Annotated in this window: 21 protein-coding genes; 19 read left to right on the top strand and 2 right to left on the bottom strand. The window is 36.2% G+C overall.

Annotated features, from left to right (window positions below):
- The first annotated feature begins 210 nt into the window (after window positions 1-210).
- From CUC15_RS11675 to mtnN, 8 genes are all read left to right on the top strand, one after another.
- A complete protein-coding gene (locus tag CUC15_RS11675) occupies window positions 211-729 on the top strand; it encodes an A24 family peptidase (protein ID WP_114916823.1) in 519 nt (172 codons plus the stop codon).
- An 18-nt stretch (window positions 730-747) separates the two neighbouring features.
- On the top strand, window positions 748-2,262 hold the full coding sequence (locus CUC15_RS11670; RefSeq protein ID WP_114916822.1) for a DUF6382 and FHA domain-containing protein: 1,515 nt from the start codon (window positions 748-750) through the stop codon (window positions 2,260-2,262).
- Window positions 2,262-3,197 (top strand): PP2C family protein-serine/threonine phosphatase, encoded by a 936-nt coding sequence (locus CUC15_RS11665; RefSeq protein ID WP_162800309.1) that lies wholly within the window; start codon window positions 2,262-2,264, stop codon window positions 3,195-3,197. The genes CUC15_RS11670 and CUC15_RS11665 overlap by 1 nt, the downstream gene beginning before the upstream one ends.
- A 24-nt stretch (window positions 3,198-3,221) precedes the next feature.
- Window positions 3,222-4,067 (top strand): serine/threonine protein kinase, encoded by an 846-nt coding sequence (locus CUC15_RS11660; protein ID WP_114916820.1) that lies wholly within the window; start codon window positions 3,222-3,224, stop codon window positions 4,065-4,067.
- A 426-nt stretch (window positions 4,068-4,493) separates the two neighbouring features.
- On the top strand, window positions 4,494-5,897 hold the full coding sequence (locus CUC15_RS11655; protein ID WP_162800308.1) for a type VII secretion protein EssB/YukC: 1,404 nt from the start codon (window positions 4,494-4,496) through the stop codon (window positions 5,895-5,897).
- Window positions 5,898-5,956: 59 nt separating this feature from the next.
- Window positions 5,957-6,214, top strand: coding sequence for a hypothetical protein (locus CUC15_RS11650; protein ID WP_114916818.1), 258 nt, complete (start codon window positions 5,957-5,959; stop codon window positions 6,212-6,214).
- A gap of 76 nt (window positions 6,215-6,290) precedes the next feature.
- Complete coding sequence (locus CUC15_RS11645; RefSeq protein ID WP_114916817.1) at window positions 6,291-6,959, top strand: YrrS family protein; 669 nt, start codon at window positions 6,291-6,293, stop codon at window positions 6,957-6,959.
- A gap of 30 nt (window positions 6,960-6,989) precedes the next feature.
- Complete coding sequence (mtnN, locus tag CUC15_RS11640; protein WP_114916816.1) at window positions 6,990-7,679, top strand: 5'-methylthioadenosine/S-adenosylhomocysteine nucleosidase; 690 nt, start codon at window positions 6,990-6,992, stop codon at window positions 7,677-7,679.
- 54 nt (window positions 7,680-7,733) lie between these two features.
- On the opposite strand, the gene sigK is transcribed toward mtnN, so the two are convergent.
- Together sigK and CUC15_RS11630 are read right to left on the bottom strand one after the other, a co-directional pair.
- Entirely contained in the window at window positions 7,734-8,438 is a 705-nt protein-coding gene (gene sigK / locus CUC15_RS11635) for an RNA polymerase sporulation sigma factor SigK (RefSeq protein WP_114916815.1), read from the bottom strand.
- A gap of 186 nt (window positions 8,439-8,624) precedes the next feature.
- On the bottom strand, window positions 8,625-8,771 hold the full coding sequence (locus CUC15_RS11630; protein WP_114916814.1) for a sporulation histidine kinase inhibitor Sda: 147 nt from the start codon (window positions 8,769-8,771) through the stop codon (window positions 8,625-8,627).
- A 463-nt stretch (window positions 8,772-9,234) separates the two neighbouring features.
- On the opposite strand from CUC15_RS11630, the gene CUC15_RS11625 reads away from it, so the two are divergent.
- From CUC15_RS11625 to CUC15_RS11575, 11 genes are all read left to right on the top strand, one after another.
- Window positions 9,235-9,750 carry a YqeG family HAD IIIA-type phosphatase gene (locus CUC15_RS11625; protein ID WP_114916813.1) on the top strand — a complete coding sequence of 172 codons (516 nt, stop codon included), beginning with the start codon at window positions 9,235-9,237 and terminating at the stop codon, window positions 9,748-9,750.
- A gap of 2 nt (window positions 9,751-9,752) precedes the next feature.
- Window positions 9,753-10,850: a ribosome biogenesis GTPase YqeH gene (gene yqeH / locus CUC15_RS11620; protein WP_114916812.1), complete on the top strand. Its 1,098-nt coding sequence runs from the start codon at window positions 9,753-9,755 to the stop codon at window positions 10,848-10,850.
- Between the two features lie 13 nt (window positions 10,851-10,863).
- A complete protein-coding gene (gene aroE / locus CUC15_RS11615; RefSeq protein ID WP_114916811.1) occupies window positions 10,864-11,709 on the top strand; it encodes a shikimate dehydrogenase in 846 nt (281 codons plus the stop codon).
- Between the two features lies 1 nt (window position 11,710).
- Window positions 11,711-12,001, top strand: coding sequence for a ribosome assembly RNA-binding protein YhbY (gene yhbY, locus CUC15_RS11610; RefSeq protein ID WP_114916810.1), 291 nt, complete (start codon window positions 11,711-11,713; stop codon window positions 11,999-12,001).
- Window positions 12,002-12,039: 38 nt separating this feature from the next.
- Window positions 12,040-12,609, top strand: a complete 570-nt coding sequence (locus tag CUC15_RS11605; RefSeq protein ID WP_114916809.1) for a nicotinate-nucleotide adenylyltransferase — start codon at window positions 12,040-12,042, stop codon at window positions 12,607-12,609.
- A complete protein-coding gene (yqeK, locus tag CUC15_RS11600; RefSeq protein ID WP_114916808.1) occupies window positions 12,596-13,168 on the top strand; it encodes a bis(5'-nucleosyl)-tetraphosphatase (symmetrical) YqeK in 573 nt (190 codons plus the stop codon). The genes CUC15_RS11605 and yqeK overlap by 14 nt, the downstream gene beginning before the upstream one ends.
- Before the next feature lie 152 nt (window positions 13,169-13,320).
- Window positions 13,321-13,677 (top strand): ribosome silencing factor, encoded by a 357-nt coding sequence (gene rsfS / locus CUC15_RS11595; RefSeq protein WP_114916807.1) that lies wholly within the window; start codon window positions 13,321-13,323, stop codon window positions 13,675-13,677.
- A 5-nt stretch (window positions 13,678-13,682) separates the two neighbouring features.
- Window positions 13,683-14,432, top strand: coding sequence for a class I SAM-dependent DNA methyltransferase (locus tag CUC15_RS11590; RefSeq protein ID WP_114916806.1), 750 nt, complete (start codon window positions 13,683-13,685; stop codon window positions 14,430-14,432).
- Between the two features lie 152 nt (window positions 14,433-14,584).
- Entirely contained in the window at window positions 14,585-15,184 is a 600-nt protein-coding gene (locus CUC15_RS11585) for a helix-hairpin-helix domain-containing protein (RefSeq protein WP_114916805.1), read from the top strand.
- A 99-nt stretch (window positions 15,185-15,283) separates the two neighbouring features.
- Window positions 15,284-15,850, top strand: coding sequence for a ComE operon protein 2 (locus CUC15_RS11580; RefSeq protein ID WP_114916804.1), 567 nt, complete (start codon window positions 15,284-15,286; stop codon window positions 15,848-15,850).
- Between the two features lie 15 nt (window positions 15,851-15,865).
- Window positions 15,866-17,581 (top strand): ComEC/Rec2 family competence protein, encoded by a 1,716-nt coding sequence (locus tag CUC15_RS11575; RefSeq protein WP_162800307.1) that lies wholly within the window; start codon window positions 15,866-15,868, stop codon window positions 17,579-17,581.
- Window positions 17,582-17,584: the final 3 nt, after the last annotated feature.

Below are 17,584 nucleotides of genomic sequence, written 5' to 3'. Positions count from 1 at the left end.
ATATCTGGACAATACTTCTGATGCGAATGCTACAGAAACTACTATCCAAATTAGATGGAGAATCATCCTGTTAGGGGAGCTTAGTAAACAATAGTTCGATATCTCATTGAAAATCTGCAACAAGTTTACTGAGTTAATGCGAGTTATGATGTTAATATTTTAATTGCATTTGTAGAGAAAACAATTACTTAGAGAGAAAGGGGGAAATGCATGCTGCAAGTGAATGATTATATTTTATTTATTTTCTTAGTTATTGCCTTTATAACTGATGTTAAATATCAAAAACTGCCAAATTGGCTGACAGCTGGAGGAATGCTCATTGGTATCCTCTATCATTTAATTGCAAATGGGGCTGATGGCTTATTATTTTCTTTTCTCGGATTACTTATTGCCGGTGGAATATTTTTAATCCTTTATGCTTTCAAGGCTTTGGGAGCTGGTGATGTTAAGCTGTTTGCAGCCATTGGTTCAATGATTGGGATTCAGTTGGTGCTGTATATCATGATGTATTCGATTGTCTTCGCAGGACTAATTGCTATTATTATTTTATTATTTACAAGAACTTTTTTAAAGAAGATTATGAATGCGCTTTTCACAGTAATTCATTCCATTATATCAAGAAGTTTTCAGCAAATGGAGGAATTTAAAACAACGAAAGCAACTCGTTTTCCATTTATGTATGCAGTAATTCCGGCAGTTATCACAACGTATTACTATTACTTAGTTTAATTAACAGGAGGAAATGAAATGGGAAATATTTATGATTTTAGTTATAAACATTCACATCATAATGGACAATCGTTCATTTTTACGGAACGGAACGGAAAGAAGTTAACTGCAGAAGATCTAAATGCTGTGCAATTAAAGATGATTCAATCAAATAACATCCCGCATTTGCTTAGCTTATCTATTGAAAATATCGATTTAACCATAAAAATACACTATAAGCTCACATCTAAACAAAAAGTTACCTCATTTTTTCAAGAAAATCGCACAACTATGAGTGATTACTATCAATTATTTTTAGCGATTATTTCTACGCTCGAAGAATCTAGTTCTTATATGCTTGATCAACAGCAATTTATTTTGCAAAAGGAATTCATTTTTATCGGTGAAAAGCCCAGTGATGCTTATTTAACATATTTGCCGTTTACTGGAATGAAGCGTGAATCGACAATTGAAGAAGAAATGAAGAAACTGTTAACAGATATTGCCGGTGAGGTAGAAGGATTACAAGGAAATGAGTTTAAGAGTATCTTGAATTACATTAAGAATCCAGCCTTTGGATTACCAGGGTTAAAGAAATTACTGCTTGAGTTAATCTCACTTCGGTCGAATGTGAATCAGAATCAGGATATGTACAATAACAATCCTAATGCTAATTTTGCTGACAATAGAAATCCAGGGATCAATCAAAATAATTATCAGCCAATCAAGCCTCCTGAACAAGTGAAAGAAGTGGTTAATAAGTCGAAGAAAAAAGCAAAAGGAAAACTTCCGCCATTATCATCTAGAGGAAGAATTTATTTGATTATGGGATCTTTATTAGCAATTGCGTTAATCTGGAAGCTTTATGATATGTATACAAATCAAACGATGTTGATCGTAAGCAGTTTATTGACAATCTTTGTGCTAGTTTTCGATTATGTCTTCTGGAGAGTTTGGCGGCCTGGTGTGGCACCGATAGAAGCCAAAGTTGAAGTGCCGAATAATAGTTCTGAAAATAAAGCAGCAATGCCTAATGTTCAAATAAATAAACAACCTGTATTCCAGAGGCAAGTGGCAAAGCAGCATGAACCAATAATTGCACAAACACCTTCTTTCATAGCGCAGAATTCCATGGCTGCTACAGCAATGGATACAACGTTGCTTACAGAAAGCAATGAGGATACCGTCTTATTAGAGGATGAAATGAATTTACATGTAGTGGAAAGTCAGTCACAACAAGCGGTTTCTGCTATCTTAGTTAGAGAGTCTGCAGATGAGCAAGCGCAAACGATTGAAATCAATGCGAATAACTTTTTAATTGGCAGAAATGAGGCATCCGTAAACTTTAAAGATGAGTCTATCGGTATCTCAAGAATTCATGCAGAAATTATTAGAATAGATGATTCAAGCTTTGGATTAAAAGATTTAGGGTCAAAAAATGGCTCAAAGCTGAATGGAAATACACTGGTTCCTTATAAGATTTATGCATTGAATGAAGACGATCAATTTGAATTAGGAAAGGCAACCTATACATTTAAATGGAGTCATTCATAATGAACAAAAATTGGCAGATTGGAATTGCATCACATCAAGGGACAAAAAAAGATAAAAATGAGGATTCCTTTTTTCATCACGTATCATCGGATAACCATGGGAACGAAATAGCATTGTTCGCAGTTGCAGATGGAATGGGAGGCTATCAGCTTGGAGATGCTGCCAGTCAGATTGCAATCTCCTCCATTGAAAAATGGTGGGAAAAGCGAAGGCAAAAAATTGTAAAAAGAAAAAATCCATTGCAGCAAATTCTGACAGAAGGCGAAAAGATTATCCAGCAAATTAATAAAACGATTAAAGCAACAAGCAATTATACGGGAAAGAAAATGGGGACAACGTTATCGCTTTTAGTGTTGAATAAAGGTGAATATGCGGTTATTCATATTGGCGATAGTCGCGTTTACCGAATGAAGGGTTGGAATTATGGTCTAAAGCAATATTTTGATCAAAAAGTGCCGCATCTGGTCGATTCACTTAACCAAATAGATGAGCAGCAAACAGAAATACTAGAATCTGAGCCAGAATTAATGAAGCTGACGGAAGACCATTCCTGGGTCGGCAAACAAGTGGAAAATGGACAAATGTCTGAGGAAGAAGCAAGAAATCATCCGAAACGAAATGTGCTCACACAGTGTCTAGGGATTGATAGTAAGGTGCAGCCATATATCAGCAAGGGAACATATCAATCTGCTGATCTATTTTTACTTTGCAGTGATGGTTTTTATACGCTATTTTCTGATGAAGAAATCAAGAATATGTTAATTAATTTGGAGAAGGAATACAGCAGTCTGCAGGCAATATCGGATTATCTTATTAATTTTTCTAATTTTTCTGACGCATTTGATAATGTTACGCTAATGCTAATTCGTAACCGGGTTTCTGCTACTCAAGTAAAAAGTAAACGAACATTGTTACCATTTTTCAAGGGGATTTAATCGGATGATAAAGAGGTGTGAACTGTGAACAAGCATGGGATTCTGATTGAGCGTGGGGATCTGTTAAATAATAAATATATCGTTCTTTCACATATTGCTTCTGGCGGAATGTCCGGGGTCTATTTAATAGAAGAAAAAAATAATCCAGATAAAAGATGGGCAGTGAAAATAACCAGCATGACAAATAAAATGGCTGCAAAATTAAAGGATGAAGCAAGGCTGTTAAGTGAGCTGCATCATTCTAATCTTCCTCATGTTGTTGATTTTTTTCAAACGGAAGAATATTTTTATCTTGTTCAGGAATATGTTGAAGGCGTATCACTATCAGACCAGATGGCATTGTATAATAATCAGCTACCTATGGAAACAATCCTGCAGATTGGCATCGAGCTTTGCGATGTTCTCCACTATTTACATAACCAAAAACCATATCCTATTATTTATCGGGACATTAAACCAGGCAATATCATGATGATGAGCAACCAATCGATTAAACTAATTGATTTTGGGATTGCACGCAGATTCCAGGATAATTTATTACATGACACAGTTCAAGTCGGAACGGTAGGATTTGCAGCACCAGAACAATTTGAAAAGAAACAAACTGACTCCAGAACAGATTTATTTTCACTAGGGGCCCTATTATATTATTTAGTTTCAAAAGGGAAGTACGTATACATCGCACAAAAGCCGGTTCGTGACTTTAATAAGATAATGCCCAAGCACCTGGAAAAATGCATCAACCAGCTAGTACAGCTCCAACCTGAAGACCGACTGCAGGACGCTAGAGAAGCAAAGATACTATTATTGAAAGCCAAGGAGGAACTGGAAAAACCACCAAACATCCTTCAGCGCCTCCTGCGGTTTTGAGAAGGTAAGTAAAACCAAAGCTGCTAGATAAAGATAGACAGTATTTTCTTTTAAGTAGTGATAATTTTTGATACGGGATAGACTGATGTATCTATTCACAGATCATTCTCCTTTCATGCGCTGCAATTGTGATTAGTTGTCATTCTGTAATCCACTTCTTTATAGTCACTTTTTGCACTTAGCCAGCGGAAGAAATACACGAAGACTCCTTGAAAATAAAAAGCAATTTTCTTCGTGCAATGTAACGCTGCTGAAGCCCTCCTTGTCCTGGAGGGGAGAAAAGCCTAGCGATAACAGGAAGCGCGATAGCGCAAATAGGCTCACCAGATCCCCATGGAAAGCAAGTGGATTTCTGGAGCAACTGGCCTGAGAGTAGCCTACCAGGAAATAATAAAAATCAGCTATTACAGAAAACGGAGGAAAAAAATGATAGAAAAAGCCCAGTTGCAATATGGAGAAATAATAGACAATGAAGAGGTTATCATTTACGAAATAGCTAAAGAACAAACGAATTTAGTAGATATTGAGCAACTAGACGAATTAAAACGAAAAGATGACTTCTTCTTTGAATGCCAGCATATACTTGCTGACGAATCCAGTATTCGTTTATACTATAAGCGAAATAAAGCATCTCAAAAACTTAAACACTATCGAAATACCAACAAAGAGGTAATGCGACAAATCGCATTGCAAATATTATCTGTCGATAGATTAATTGGTACACAATATACAACACTGATTCATCCTGATAATATTTATGTGACAGCTGATGGCGACGTAAAATTTGTCTTTCGGGGGATTCGTTCAATCTTTAATCAAGAACGTTTTAATACGGAACAATTATTAATTGACCAAAAAAGAGTCTTACTTTTTCTGTTTTCGACGTATGCTTATGATGAAATAACAGGTAAAGATTTAAATCATTTGATAACGACAGATCCATTCCTAACATCGATTATTAACGCAAATTCAGTTATGACATTAAGTAGTCTTTTCAAAAAAATGGAGACAGTACCGAAACAAGCAGCTGTAAAACCAACATCTATAAAGCAAAAGAAAAAGGAGAATACAAAAGCGCCAAAAAAGAATGTTTCCTTATTATCAGGAATTTTAATTGGAGTAATCATTGGCTTACTTTCTATGTATGTATTTAAAGTCTTGCCACTCACAGAAGCATCAACAACCATGGCAAATGAAAATGTAGAAAGTGTTAAAAATGAAGAACAGTTAGCAGAAAAAAATGAAGTATTACAAACTTCACTTGCTGACCAAGAGAAGGTAGTAGAGGCATATCGCGAGTTAATGGCAGGTAACACGAGGGAAGCTATTACCTTGTTTGAAAGTGTGGAAGCACTGGATGATAATACGAAACAAACGCTGACAGAACAATATATTGCACAAAATTCGGTAGAAAGTTTGGCAAAGGCTGCAGAGATTGGTAGTGTTGAACAACAAAAAGTTATTGTGAGGAAATTAAATGCACTAAATACGAAAGAAGCCAATCAAGCAATTCTTAGTATAAATTCAGATGTTCCAGAAGTAAAAATTGAACAGGCATGGGTTAATAAGGAATACGATGCGATCATTGAAATATTTACGAAGATTGCTGATGATCCTCGTGCCAAGGTACTTGCAGCTAATAGTTATATTCAGTTGAATCGACCGAAAGAAGCAAAGGCACTCGCATACGACTTGAATGATAAAAGATTACAGCTTGCCAGCTTGAACAAAGAAAAAGAGTTGGCAAACTCGAATAAAAAATTAAACGAAGAGCAACTAACACAAGCATTACAAAAGATTGACGATGAGATAAATAAAATAAATGAGTAGAAAGCGCCCTAACTTCGATAGGTATAAAAATATATAATTGTAAAAGAGGAGACCTAGAAATGGATGACTTCTTTTCACCGTTAGTAAACGTTTTGAAAATAATCTATGATTCTATTGCAACATATGTTATTGGGACTGTAATATGGATAATAGAGTTAATAAGAAATTTTCTACTTGATACAGGAATAATTGATAATGTTATTACTGCCACAGTTATTGCTGTGGCTATTATTTTTATTATTTTCCTTGTTCTAGTAGGATGGTTTCTTGGTCCTCTTCGTGTATATGGAGGAGATTATGACTCTGATGATAATTAAAAATGTAATGTATCTAAAATATTATTATTCATAGGAAATATGGTACTATAATATAATAGTATAGGGGGTAGATATGATGAGCGATATGGATAGAAATACACGCTTAAATAAATTTGAAAAAAGAAGAAAAACGACAAAGTCTATTACGATTTTGCTAATCGCTGGAGCTTTCCTCATCGTTGTACTTCTCGCTTTTTGGTTATTTGGCGGGGGAAGCGACGAAACTGACAACGCAGCAGAAGAACCGATGGAAGAGTCGTCTGAGATTATTATAAACGACGATTCAAAATCCAATGATGAATCAAATAATAATACAGAAAAAGATGAGGAAGCAGCGGAAGATGAATCAGAATCTACAACTCCAGATGAGGAAGAGGATACAGCGTCCGATAATGAAGAAGTAGAAACTGAACCTGCTGAACCATCTGATGATAATGTAGCAGAAGCATATGTAGGCGAATGGGAGCCTGTCGGAACTGAACAAACTGGCCCGCATACAACAACCTATGATGAAGGTTCGGCTGATCGAGAAGAAATGAAACAGGCTGTATCAGTTGCAACGGGATTAGCTACAACTGATATGATTGAATGGTGGTATGAGAATGGTGGCGATCAGAAAGTAATTGCAACTGTATCTGATAAGGCGCAAACTGCAACATATCGTGTATTCATAACATGGATTGATGGTGAAGGATGGCAGCCAACGAAAGTAGAGAAGCTAATTGAAAATGATCGAAAGAGTTAATAAGAAGAACGCAATAAATGGAGGACTATGATGACGATTGGAATAATTGGAGCAATGGATGAAGAAGTAGCACTTCTATTAGACAATATGACAGGGAAACAGGAAGTTAGTGTTGCAAACTGTCTTTTTGTTGAAGGGAAGCTGCGCGGTAAGGACGTAGTTATATTAAAGTCAGGAATCGGTAAAGTCAATGCAGCAATGGCAACAACTATTATGCATGAACGTTTTACACCAAGTCACGTCATAAATACTGGTTCTGCCGGAGGATTCTCTGAGAAACTTAATGTAGGAGATATCGTCATTTCTACGAAGGTTGTCCATCATGATGTGGATGTAACAGCTTTCAAATATGAATATGGACAAGTACCAGGACTTCCAGCAATGTATGAGGCAGATCAATCGCTAGTGGAAAAAGCAATTGCAGCCGTTAAAGACCTAGCTATTAATTATGAGGAAGGCATTATTGCTACAGGAGATTCATTTATGGAGGATCCCGAACGAGTTGCATTTGTACGAGAGAAGTTTCCGCAGATGATTGCATCTGAAATGGAGGCTGCTGCGGTCGCTCAGGTTTGTTACCAATATGAAAAGCCATTTGTCATTATTCGAGCATTATCTGATATCGCAGGTAAAGCATCTTCCATTTCATTTGATGAATTTTTGGATCAAGCAGCGAAGCATGCAGCCCAATTAATTATGGCCATTATTGAAGAAGTATAAGCAATAAATTATTTGAAAACGCGAATGGGGGTAATCTTCATTCGCGTTTTGTATTTAAACTCTCCTCTCTTTTTTATAATACTCATGGAATACTTTCATCAATGCTCTCTTTTCGATTCGTGAAACATAACTCCTTGAAATATTTAGTTTTTTAGCTATTTCTCTTTGTGTCATCTCCTGTGTATCATTTAATCCATAACGATAGACAATCACTTCTCGTTCTCGTCCATCTAAAATTGTAAAGTATTCTTGCATTTTCTCGATTTCCATATTTAATTGAATGTATTCAATGATATTGTCACTTTCAGCCTCTAAGATGTCGATTAGGCTAATTTCATTTCCTTCCCGGTCTTGACCAATGGGATCATGCAGGGACACATCCTTTTTTACTTTCTTTAAGGCGCGTAAGTGCATCAGGATCTCGTTTTCTATACAACGAGCGGCATATGTTGCAAGCTTCGTTCCTTTATCGCTGGAGAAGCTTTCTACACCTTTGATTAAACCAATGGTACCGATCGAAATTAAATCCTCCATATCTTCTCCGGTATTTTCGAATTTCTTGACGATATGTGCTACAAGCCGTAAATTATGTTCAATAAGCTTATTTCGAGCTACATCACTACCGTCTTGCATTTCTTGAATGTATTTTGCTTCTTCATCAGGTGGTAATGGCTGGGGAAAAGCGTGGTTTTTAACATAGGAAACAAAGAAGAGTGCTTCCTTGATAAGAAACGTGAGTGCTGTTATAATCCCGGACAAATACATGCACCTCCTAAGCATCAATCATCATGATTGGGTATCTGCCTATATAACATCTTTATGTATTAGGTAGGCTTTTCGTGTCTGTCCAGATTAATATTATTGTATTTTTCTTTAACTTTGAAAGAAATAACTCCTACCCAAAGGATAGGAGTTATGTGGACCCTCTCTTCAATAATATGATGTTTAACCTAATTTCGAACATTTAATCTTATGCGACAAAAATCTTCTATGAATTTCTTCTTCAATTAAAGAGATAAAATCTGGACTTAATTGCAGTTCATTCGCTGTATAATAGGATTCTATTAGTAACTCATCCGATAAGTGTTCCACCCATACAGCCCTCCTAAATGTCGAATATTCACTCAAATGTTAAGCTATTAATAATTTAACATGTTTCCAATCGTTGGACAAGGATGAAGTTATCTACAAATGCTTGTAGATAACTTGTGTATAAGAAGGAAAATTATCACATATTAGTTAAGGCAATGGGGTTAGAAATGTGTGTAAGGTTATCCACAATAAGAAAAAAGAAGTTATTTGTCGAACGAATTATTGAATGGTCTGAATGTCATTTGCATATTTGCACATTTTTCTACTGGTTTAGATTTAGCATCAAGCGTGAATATTAAAATGCACTCTTTCTCAAGGAAGATTTACTTATCTTTTGGGCGCAGTCTGTACAAGCTCAAACGGGTACTTGCGCTTTTGCTCTAGTCATATATTATTAGAATAGGTTATAATGATAATTCGTCAGAAACTAGTCAGCGAAGAATGGGTAAATGAGGTGTTTAATATGTTTGGTAATTTTTTGCCAAATGAGCATGTAAAAAGTATATTTGATATACAACCAGCAAAATTAAAACAAAAGGGAATTAAAGGAATCATAACCGATTTAGATAATACATTAGTTGCTTGGGACGTACGTGATGCAAGTCCTGAAGTAATTAATTGGTTTGAGCAGATGAAATCGCATGATATTGCAGTAACGATTATCTCCAATAATAATCAAGAAAGAGTGAGTGTCTTTTCTGAGCCACTAGGTACGCCATTTGTATATAGTGCAAGGAAGCCACTTGGGCGCGCATTTAAAACTGTTGCCAAGCAAATGAATTTAAAAAAAGAAGAGATTGTCGTTATCGGTGATCAATTATTAACAGATGTACTGGGCGGCAATACAGCAGGATTCTATACTATATTAGTAGTTCCCATTGTACAAACAGATGGTAAAATAACGAAAATAAATCGTAGGATTGAACGGATAATTTTAAATTATTTCCGAAAAAAGGGTAAAATAAGTTGGGAGGAATAAGTTTGGAAAAGATTTATTGTCAAGGGTGTGGAGTCCTTATTCAAACGGACGATCCGGACAAACTCGGATATACACCAAAATCATCATTAGATAAAGAAACAGTTTTGTGTAAACGATGCTTTCGCTTAAAGCATTATAATGAAATTCAGGATGTTTCCATGAAAGATGATGAGTATTTGAAGATGGTTAGCTCAATTCAAAAAGCTAAGGGTCTAATTGTTCATGTGATTGACATATTTGATGTAAATGGAAGCTTGATTAAGAGTCTTCCAAGAATCACTGGAGATAACCCGATTATATTAGTTGGAAATAAAATGGATTTATTGCCGAAATCGACGAACCATCGTAGATTGATGCAATGGCTAAGAACACAAGCGAAAGAAGCAGGGATTAAGCTGCTCGATGTATTTCTAATTTCTTCTGTAAAGGGACATGGAATAGAAGAATTAATGGGAGAGATTGAGCACTACCGAAATAATCAGGATGTTTATATTGTTGGAACGACAAATGTTGGAAAATCAACATTCATCAATAAATTAATTAAACATACGACAGGTTTCAACGATGTCATTACGACATCTTACTTTCCAGGGACAACCCTCGGATTTATTGAAATCCCACTTGACGATGATTCATCATTAATTGATACACCTGGTATCGTGAATAAACAGCAAATTGCCCATTATATTTCCAAAGAGGATTTAAAATTAATTACACCAAAGAGTGAAATTAAGGCAAGAATCTATCAATTAAATAGTGGACAAACTTTATTCTTTGGCGGGTTGGCTCGAGTCGATTTTATTAAAGGTGATAGACAATCCCTTGTTTGTTATTTCTCCAATGAACTCCCAATTCATCGGACAAAAGTAGAAAAAGCAGATGAGTTGTACGAGAATCATGTTGGGGAGCTGTTATCACCACCAAATGAGAAATCTCTTTCTAGACTACCGAAATTAACAGAGAGCACGTTTCGTATTTCAGGAGAAAAAACAGATATTGTTTTCCCAGGTTTGGGCTGGGTAAGTATTTCACAAGATGCAACCATTGTTGCTCATAGTCCGAAGGGTGTAGCAGTATCGATCAGAAAATCACTTCTTTAAGGGGGGGAGTATGATGGGATTCCAGTTTGAGCTGATTGGTTTTCCAATCAAGCATTCAATTTCACCATGGATCCATGAACAGTTTTTTAAAAGAAGCAAGCTGCAGGGAACATATATAAAGAATGAAATTGACTTAGAAGCGGACTTTGCTGAGAGAATCATGAATATGAAAGCAAAGGAAATAGATGGTTTTAATATTACCGTGCCATATAAACAGAAAATAATTCCTTTCTTAGATGAATTGGATGTTATCGCTCAGAAAATGGGGGCAGTGAATACGGTAGTGAACAGAAATGGTATTTGGAAGGGGTATAATACTGATGGAAGAGGATACTTACGTTCGCTTGAAAGTAAGTTCTCTAATTTTGGCCATGATAAATCAATTCGCATCTTAATCCTTGGTGCTGGTGGAGCTGCACGTGGGATATTTTGCGCATTTACAGAAGAAAGGTTCATGCATATTGATATCGCAAATCGTACAATGGCAAGTGCAGAAGATATTGCAATGCTTGCAACAGACGATACAACAACGAAGATTTTATCATTAGAGGAAGCAGAACAATCGATTAATCAATATGACTTGATAATCCAAACTACATCTGTTGGAATGAAGCCAAGAACGGATCAGTCAATTATCTCGCTTGAAGGGTTGAATAAACCAGTCATTGTGAGTGATATTGTTTATCAGCCGTTAAAGACAAACTTCTTAATGCAGGCTGAAGCGGCATGTGCACAAATCCATTTTGGCCATACGATGCTGCTATATCAAGCACAGCTTGCATTTGAAATTTGGACAGGGCAGCGTGTATCAACAGAAAATATGGACGAGGAACTACAACTTATTTTGGAAGGAAGATAATATGTTAACAGGGAAGCAAAAAAGATTTTTACGTTCAAAGGCTCATCATTTGAAACCAATTTTTCAAGTTGGTAAGGAAGGTGTCAATGAAAATATGGTAAAGCAAATCGGTGAAGCTTTAGAAAAAAGAGAGCTCTTAAAAGTAAGTATTCTTCAGAATTGTGCAGATGATAAAAATACGGTCGCAACACAATTATCAGAGGGCACAGCTGCAGAGGTCGTGCAAATAATTGGTAATAATATTGTCCTTTATCGAGAATCGGAAGAACATAAGGAAATACAGTTACCATAATAACTTGTTGAAAGATAAGTTATATAAAGGAGTTTATCATGAGACGTATCGGCATATTGGGCGGAACATTTGATCCGCCACATCTGGGACATTTATTAATCGCGGAAGAGGTCCGCTTGACATTAGAACTGGAGGAAATATGGTTTATTCCAACCTATACACCCCCACATAAAAATGAAACGAAAACTAGTGCGACGGATCGGATCAATATGCTGGATCAGGCATTAGATAGCAATCCTTTCTTCAAAATCAATTCGATTGAAATCGAGCGTTTGGGAAAATCTTACACCTTTGATACGATGCGTACGTTGACAAACGAATTTCCGGATGATAAATTCTACTTCATTATTGGAGCGGATATGGTTGAATATTTACCGCATTGGCATAGAATAGATGAATTGGTTAGCGTAGTACAATTTGTAGGGGTGAAGCGTTCGGGATACAAGCTAAAAACAGAATATCCTGTTATTGAAGTTGATATACCACTAATCGATATTTCTTCTTCCATGCTAAGGAAAAGATTACGATCCCACCAATCGGTAAAATATCTGGTTCCAGATGTGGTAACCAACTACATTAGGGAGAATAAGTTATATGGACAAAAATGAAGCAATTAATATTGTTAAGCCCCATTTGACTAAAGCGAGAATGGAGCATACATTACGTGTAGCAGAAACAGCGGTCAAACTGGCAAATCGATTCGGCGAATCAGCAGAAAAGGCGGAACTTGCAGCGATTTTTCATGATTATGCAAAGTATCGGTCATTGGATGAAATGGCTCGTTGGATTAAAGAGAGTACATTGCCAAAGGATTTATTAGACTACCATCATGAATTATGGCATGGACCAGTCGGATCATTGTTAATTGAACGGGAACATGGAATAACGGACGCAGATATTAAAAACGCGATTCATTACCATACAACTGGTAGAGCCAATATGAGTAAATTTGAAATGATTATTTATTTGGCTGACTATATTGAACCAGGGAGAAGTTTCCCAGGGTTAGACGAAGTAAGGGAAGTAGCGGAACAGGATTTATTACATGCATGCTTTTTAGTTTCCAAAAATACAATAAATTACCTGATGAAAAAAAATGTAACAATCTACCCTGATTCGTTTTATGCATATAATGATTTTACTAAAAAAGCGCAGGCAGCCGTTTAGCGCCTGTAAGGACTGGACTGAGCCGTAGGAGATAAAGGAAACACGACGATCAAAGGAAGTCGATGTTGACTTATCGTACGGAGGCGAGGGAAGTCTCGCTAGTCGCTGGGTGCTGGAGCTGGACAAAAAAGTAAATGGAGGTAATTGACTAGATGAAAAACCATGAATTAGTACAATTAATTGCAGAAGCATCTGATGATAAACGTGCAGAGGAAATTATCGCATTGGATATGAAGGAAGTATCTTTAATTGCAGATTATTTCTTAATTTGTCATGGAAATACGGAAAGACAAGTACAAGCGATTGCGAGAGGAATTCAAGATCGTGTTGAGGAAGAAGGAATCCATGTAAAACGAATGGAAGGGTTTGAACAAGCCCGCTGGGTTCTAGTAGATATCGGTGATGTTGTTTGTCATATTTTCCATAAAGAGGAACGTAGTTATTATAATTTGGAACGTTTATGGGGAGATGCTGCAAGAGTGCCATTACAAATTGGGCAAGAAGGTTAAGAATTATGGCTTATCAGCAAATGGCTTATGTATACGATAAATTAATGCGTGACGCTCCATATGATGCTTGGATTGATTTTACAATAGACGCGATTCAAAAATCAGGTAAGCAAGTGAAGGTTATCGCAGACCTCGGATGTGGGACAGGTGAAATCACGATTAAATTAGCTGAAAGAGACTATGTGATGACAGGCGTCGATTACTCCTCTGATATGCTTGCGTATGCAGAGCATAAAGCGAGTGGACGAGATGTTTCTATACAATGGCTCCATCAGGATTTAAAGGAGCTGGAAGGACTAACAAATCTTGATGCAGCAATTAGTTTCTGCGATGTAATGAACTACATTACGACTGAAGATGACATTAAGGAAGTATTTGTAAGAGTTGCAAAGGCGTTGAAAGCTGGAGGATTATTTTTGTTTGATGTTCATGCGCTCAAGCATATCGAGAACAATTACGTGAATCAAACCTTTGCAGATGTAACTGATGATACATCCTACATCTGGTTTTGCTCAGGAGGGGACGAACCTGGAGAGATGTTTCACGAGTTAACCTTCTTTTCATTAGAAGGGGACCACTATGCTCGTTTTGATGAATATCATCATCAACGAACCTATTCAGTAAACTTTTATAAAAAATTACTAGAAGCTGCAGGCTTTGGAAAGATAAATATCTATGCAGATTTCTCATTAAAAGAACATAATATAAATGAACAATCAGAAAGAATCTTCTTTATAGCAGAAAAAAGATCGTGATAAGTGAATTATCCGATCTTTTTTTGTTAGCAGGACTTTTTAATTTCTTGTCGAATAATAGTAATAGTTGCGTGTAATATCTTCCATTTTTCCGATGTTTCCGCCGCATTATCCACATATTCCACGAAAGATGCAAAAGGAAGTGACTCCACATGATTGAAAATATCAAGAGATATGCCTTTTTTGTGATTGTTGTTTTAATTATTATTTTATTTTTCTTCTTTACAGATGACACTGAAGAAGTGGAGGATGAATTAAATGCTGTAAACCTTGCTGAAAACTCACAGCCAGATGAAAATTTGCTATCAGCAGATCCAGCTGTAAATGAGAATTCTTTTGCTGTTATCGATGTTAAAGGTGCGGTACTGAAGCCAGGTGTGTATGAAATTAGTCTCGATTCACGTGTAAATGATGTCATTCTTAAAGCAGGTGGGTTTACTGCTGATGCGGATCAAACAGGTGTAAATCTTGCGCAGAAGGTACAAGATGAAATGATCCTTGTCATACCAAAAATTGGAGAACAAACTGCTTTAGCGGCGAGTTCAAGTGATGATTCTGGAAAGGTGAGAATTAATTATGCAACCCAAGAAGAAATCGAAAATTTGAATGGTATCGGACCATCTAAAGCACAGGCCATCATTGCTCACCGTGATGAACATGGTTTTTTTCAAACGGTTGAAGATTTACTAGAAGTTTCTGGTATCGGGGAGAAAACGTTAGAAAATATGAAAGATAGTATACAGGTTCCATAATAGAAAGAAGTGATTTATGCTTTAATATAACGGCATGAATTGACGACTTTTCATGTTTACATGTAAACTAATAGAGATAATATAAGGGGGAAGAGTCTGATGGAAAGAATTTCTTGGGATCAGTATTTTATGGCACAAAGCCATTTATTAGCACTTCGAAGCACATGTACTCGATTAATGGTTGGTGCAACCATCGTTAGGGATAATCGGATTATTGCAGGTGGATATAATGGAAGTGTTTCAGGCAGTGTGCATTGTATTGACGATGGCTGCTATGTCATTGATGGACATTGTGTACGGACAGTACATGCAGAGGCAAATGCATTATTGCAATGTGCCAAATTTGGTGTGCCGACCGAAAATGCTTCAATCTACGTTACGCATTTCCCGTGTCTGCAATGTTGTAAACAGCTGATTCAAAGTGGTATTAATTCTGTCTATTATGCTGAAGACTATCGCAATCATCCGTATGCTGTAGAGCTGTTTCAAGAAGCAGGAGTTAAAACTGAAAAAGTGCAATTAAATTATTTAGCTGTTGATACCAACTATCAAGAAAAAGCAGCACTTGTTACCCGACTAATTGACAAATTAGATGATTCGATAGTGGATAAAGAGGAAGTAGCTGGATTTAAAAAAGAAGCTGAAAATCTATTTTCTAATAAATAAATAGGTGCACTAGATTTGAAGGGGTATTGGCATATTGCTGCTATTTCTGTTGCTATAGCCTGTTTGACCGTCCAATTTCATTTGATTTTTTCAATTGGCTTCTTCCTATGGGTAGGTTATTTATATTTTGATGGTCGGCTAACGAAAATTCACGTCCTTTTTTCTTTGACCATCTTCCTATTTTTCTTATCCTACCTTCCTCAATTTGACAAACAAGAAGATCATACAGCTTTAATACCTGTTGGATATGAGCTATTAAAAGGTAGCATTAGAAGTGACATATTAATCACTGATAATAGAGTGGAATTTACGTTTCACGAACAACAATTAGAATCCAAACTCCTCGTAGTTATCTTTCCTAAACCAAATACCAACCAAGCGGATTTTAAGAATGAAATCAAAATATTAAAGCATGGAGCAACTTGTGTAATAAATGGAGAATTGGAGCACCCCAGTACAAGTCGGAATCCGGGACAATTCGATTATCGGGCATATTTATTATCGAAAGGGATTACGCATCAGGTCATAGTAGATTTACCGAGTGATATAAAATGCCACGGAGCTAGTTTCATTAATCGATTTTATAAGGTTCGTTCTAATTTAATTTCTTTCGTTGAGAGTAAAGTTAGTTTAGAGACATCTTCATGGTTAACCTCTTTAGTACTAGGTGATGATTCCAAATTACCAGATGAGACTGTAGATTTATTTCAAAGATGGGGCCTTTCTCATATTATTGCAATCTCTGGTTCCAATATTGCTTTACTACTTACACTTATTTATTTCTTATTAATAAAACTTAATCTTTTTACGAAAGAAAAAGCACAATTCATTGTCTTACTCTTTCTTCCTGTTTACGGTATCCTCGCAGGTGGGGAGCCTTCCGTCTGGCGTGCTTGTATGATGGTTATGATTTTTATCCTAATTAATCAATTTAAGCTTAAATTTAGTATTATAGATGTACTTTCCATTACGTTTATATTTCTTATACTTGCTGATAAATATATTATTCATCATATAGGCTTTCAGTTATCGTTTCTCGTTACATTTGGACTTTTACTATCAAAGAATTGGCTTGCGAATTCTAACTCCTTATTAATGCAAACCCTGCAAATAAGTTTTGTTTCACAAATGATGATCATTCCATTACAGTTTACTTACTTTTCTATGCTGCAGCCATTATCTATTCTACTGAATGTCATTGTTGTCCCATACTTTTCTATTTTTGCAATACCATTAATGTATATTCTTCTTCCAATATCATTCTTACCGAAAGCATTTCCGCACATTATTGATATACTATTTGTAAAAGTACACTATTCTGTTATCAACTTTGTCAGGTGGGTCGATCAGGTCGCGGATTCTCCCTTTATAATTGGCTCTGTTTCTACAATCTTCGCAATTATTTACTTTATACTATTTTTTGTCTTTATGGACCAGCTGGCACGTCAAAAACTGCAACAATCTTTTATGATTGGTATTTTCTTGCCGATTTTAATCTGCGTAGCTGCGTTGCGCCCGTATTTTTCACCGTTTGGTACTGTAACGATGCTTGATATTGGGCAAGGAGATGCTTTTGTTATTGAACTTCCTTATCGTAAAGGGGTAATTATGATTGATGCTGGTGCAAAGTTTAACTTCGAGGATATGCAGGCAACCGATTCGATCTCAGAGGAAATAATCAAACCTTATTTCTATTCTAGAGGAATTAAAAAATTGATGCGTTATTTTTAACAC

The sequence above is a fragment of the Oceanobacillus zhaokaii genome (assembly GCF_003352005.1).
GTDB classification, from domain to species: Bacteria; Bacillota; Bacilli; order Bacillales; family Amphibacillaceae; genus Oceanobacillus; species Oceanobacillus zhaokaii.
The sequence above is the reverse complement of the archived record's forward strand: the minus strand, read 5'-3'. Positions and strand labels throughout refer to the sequence as shown.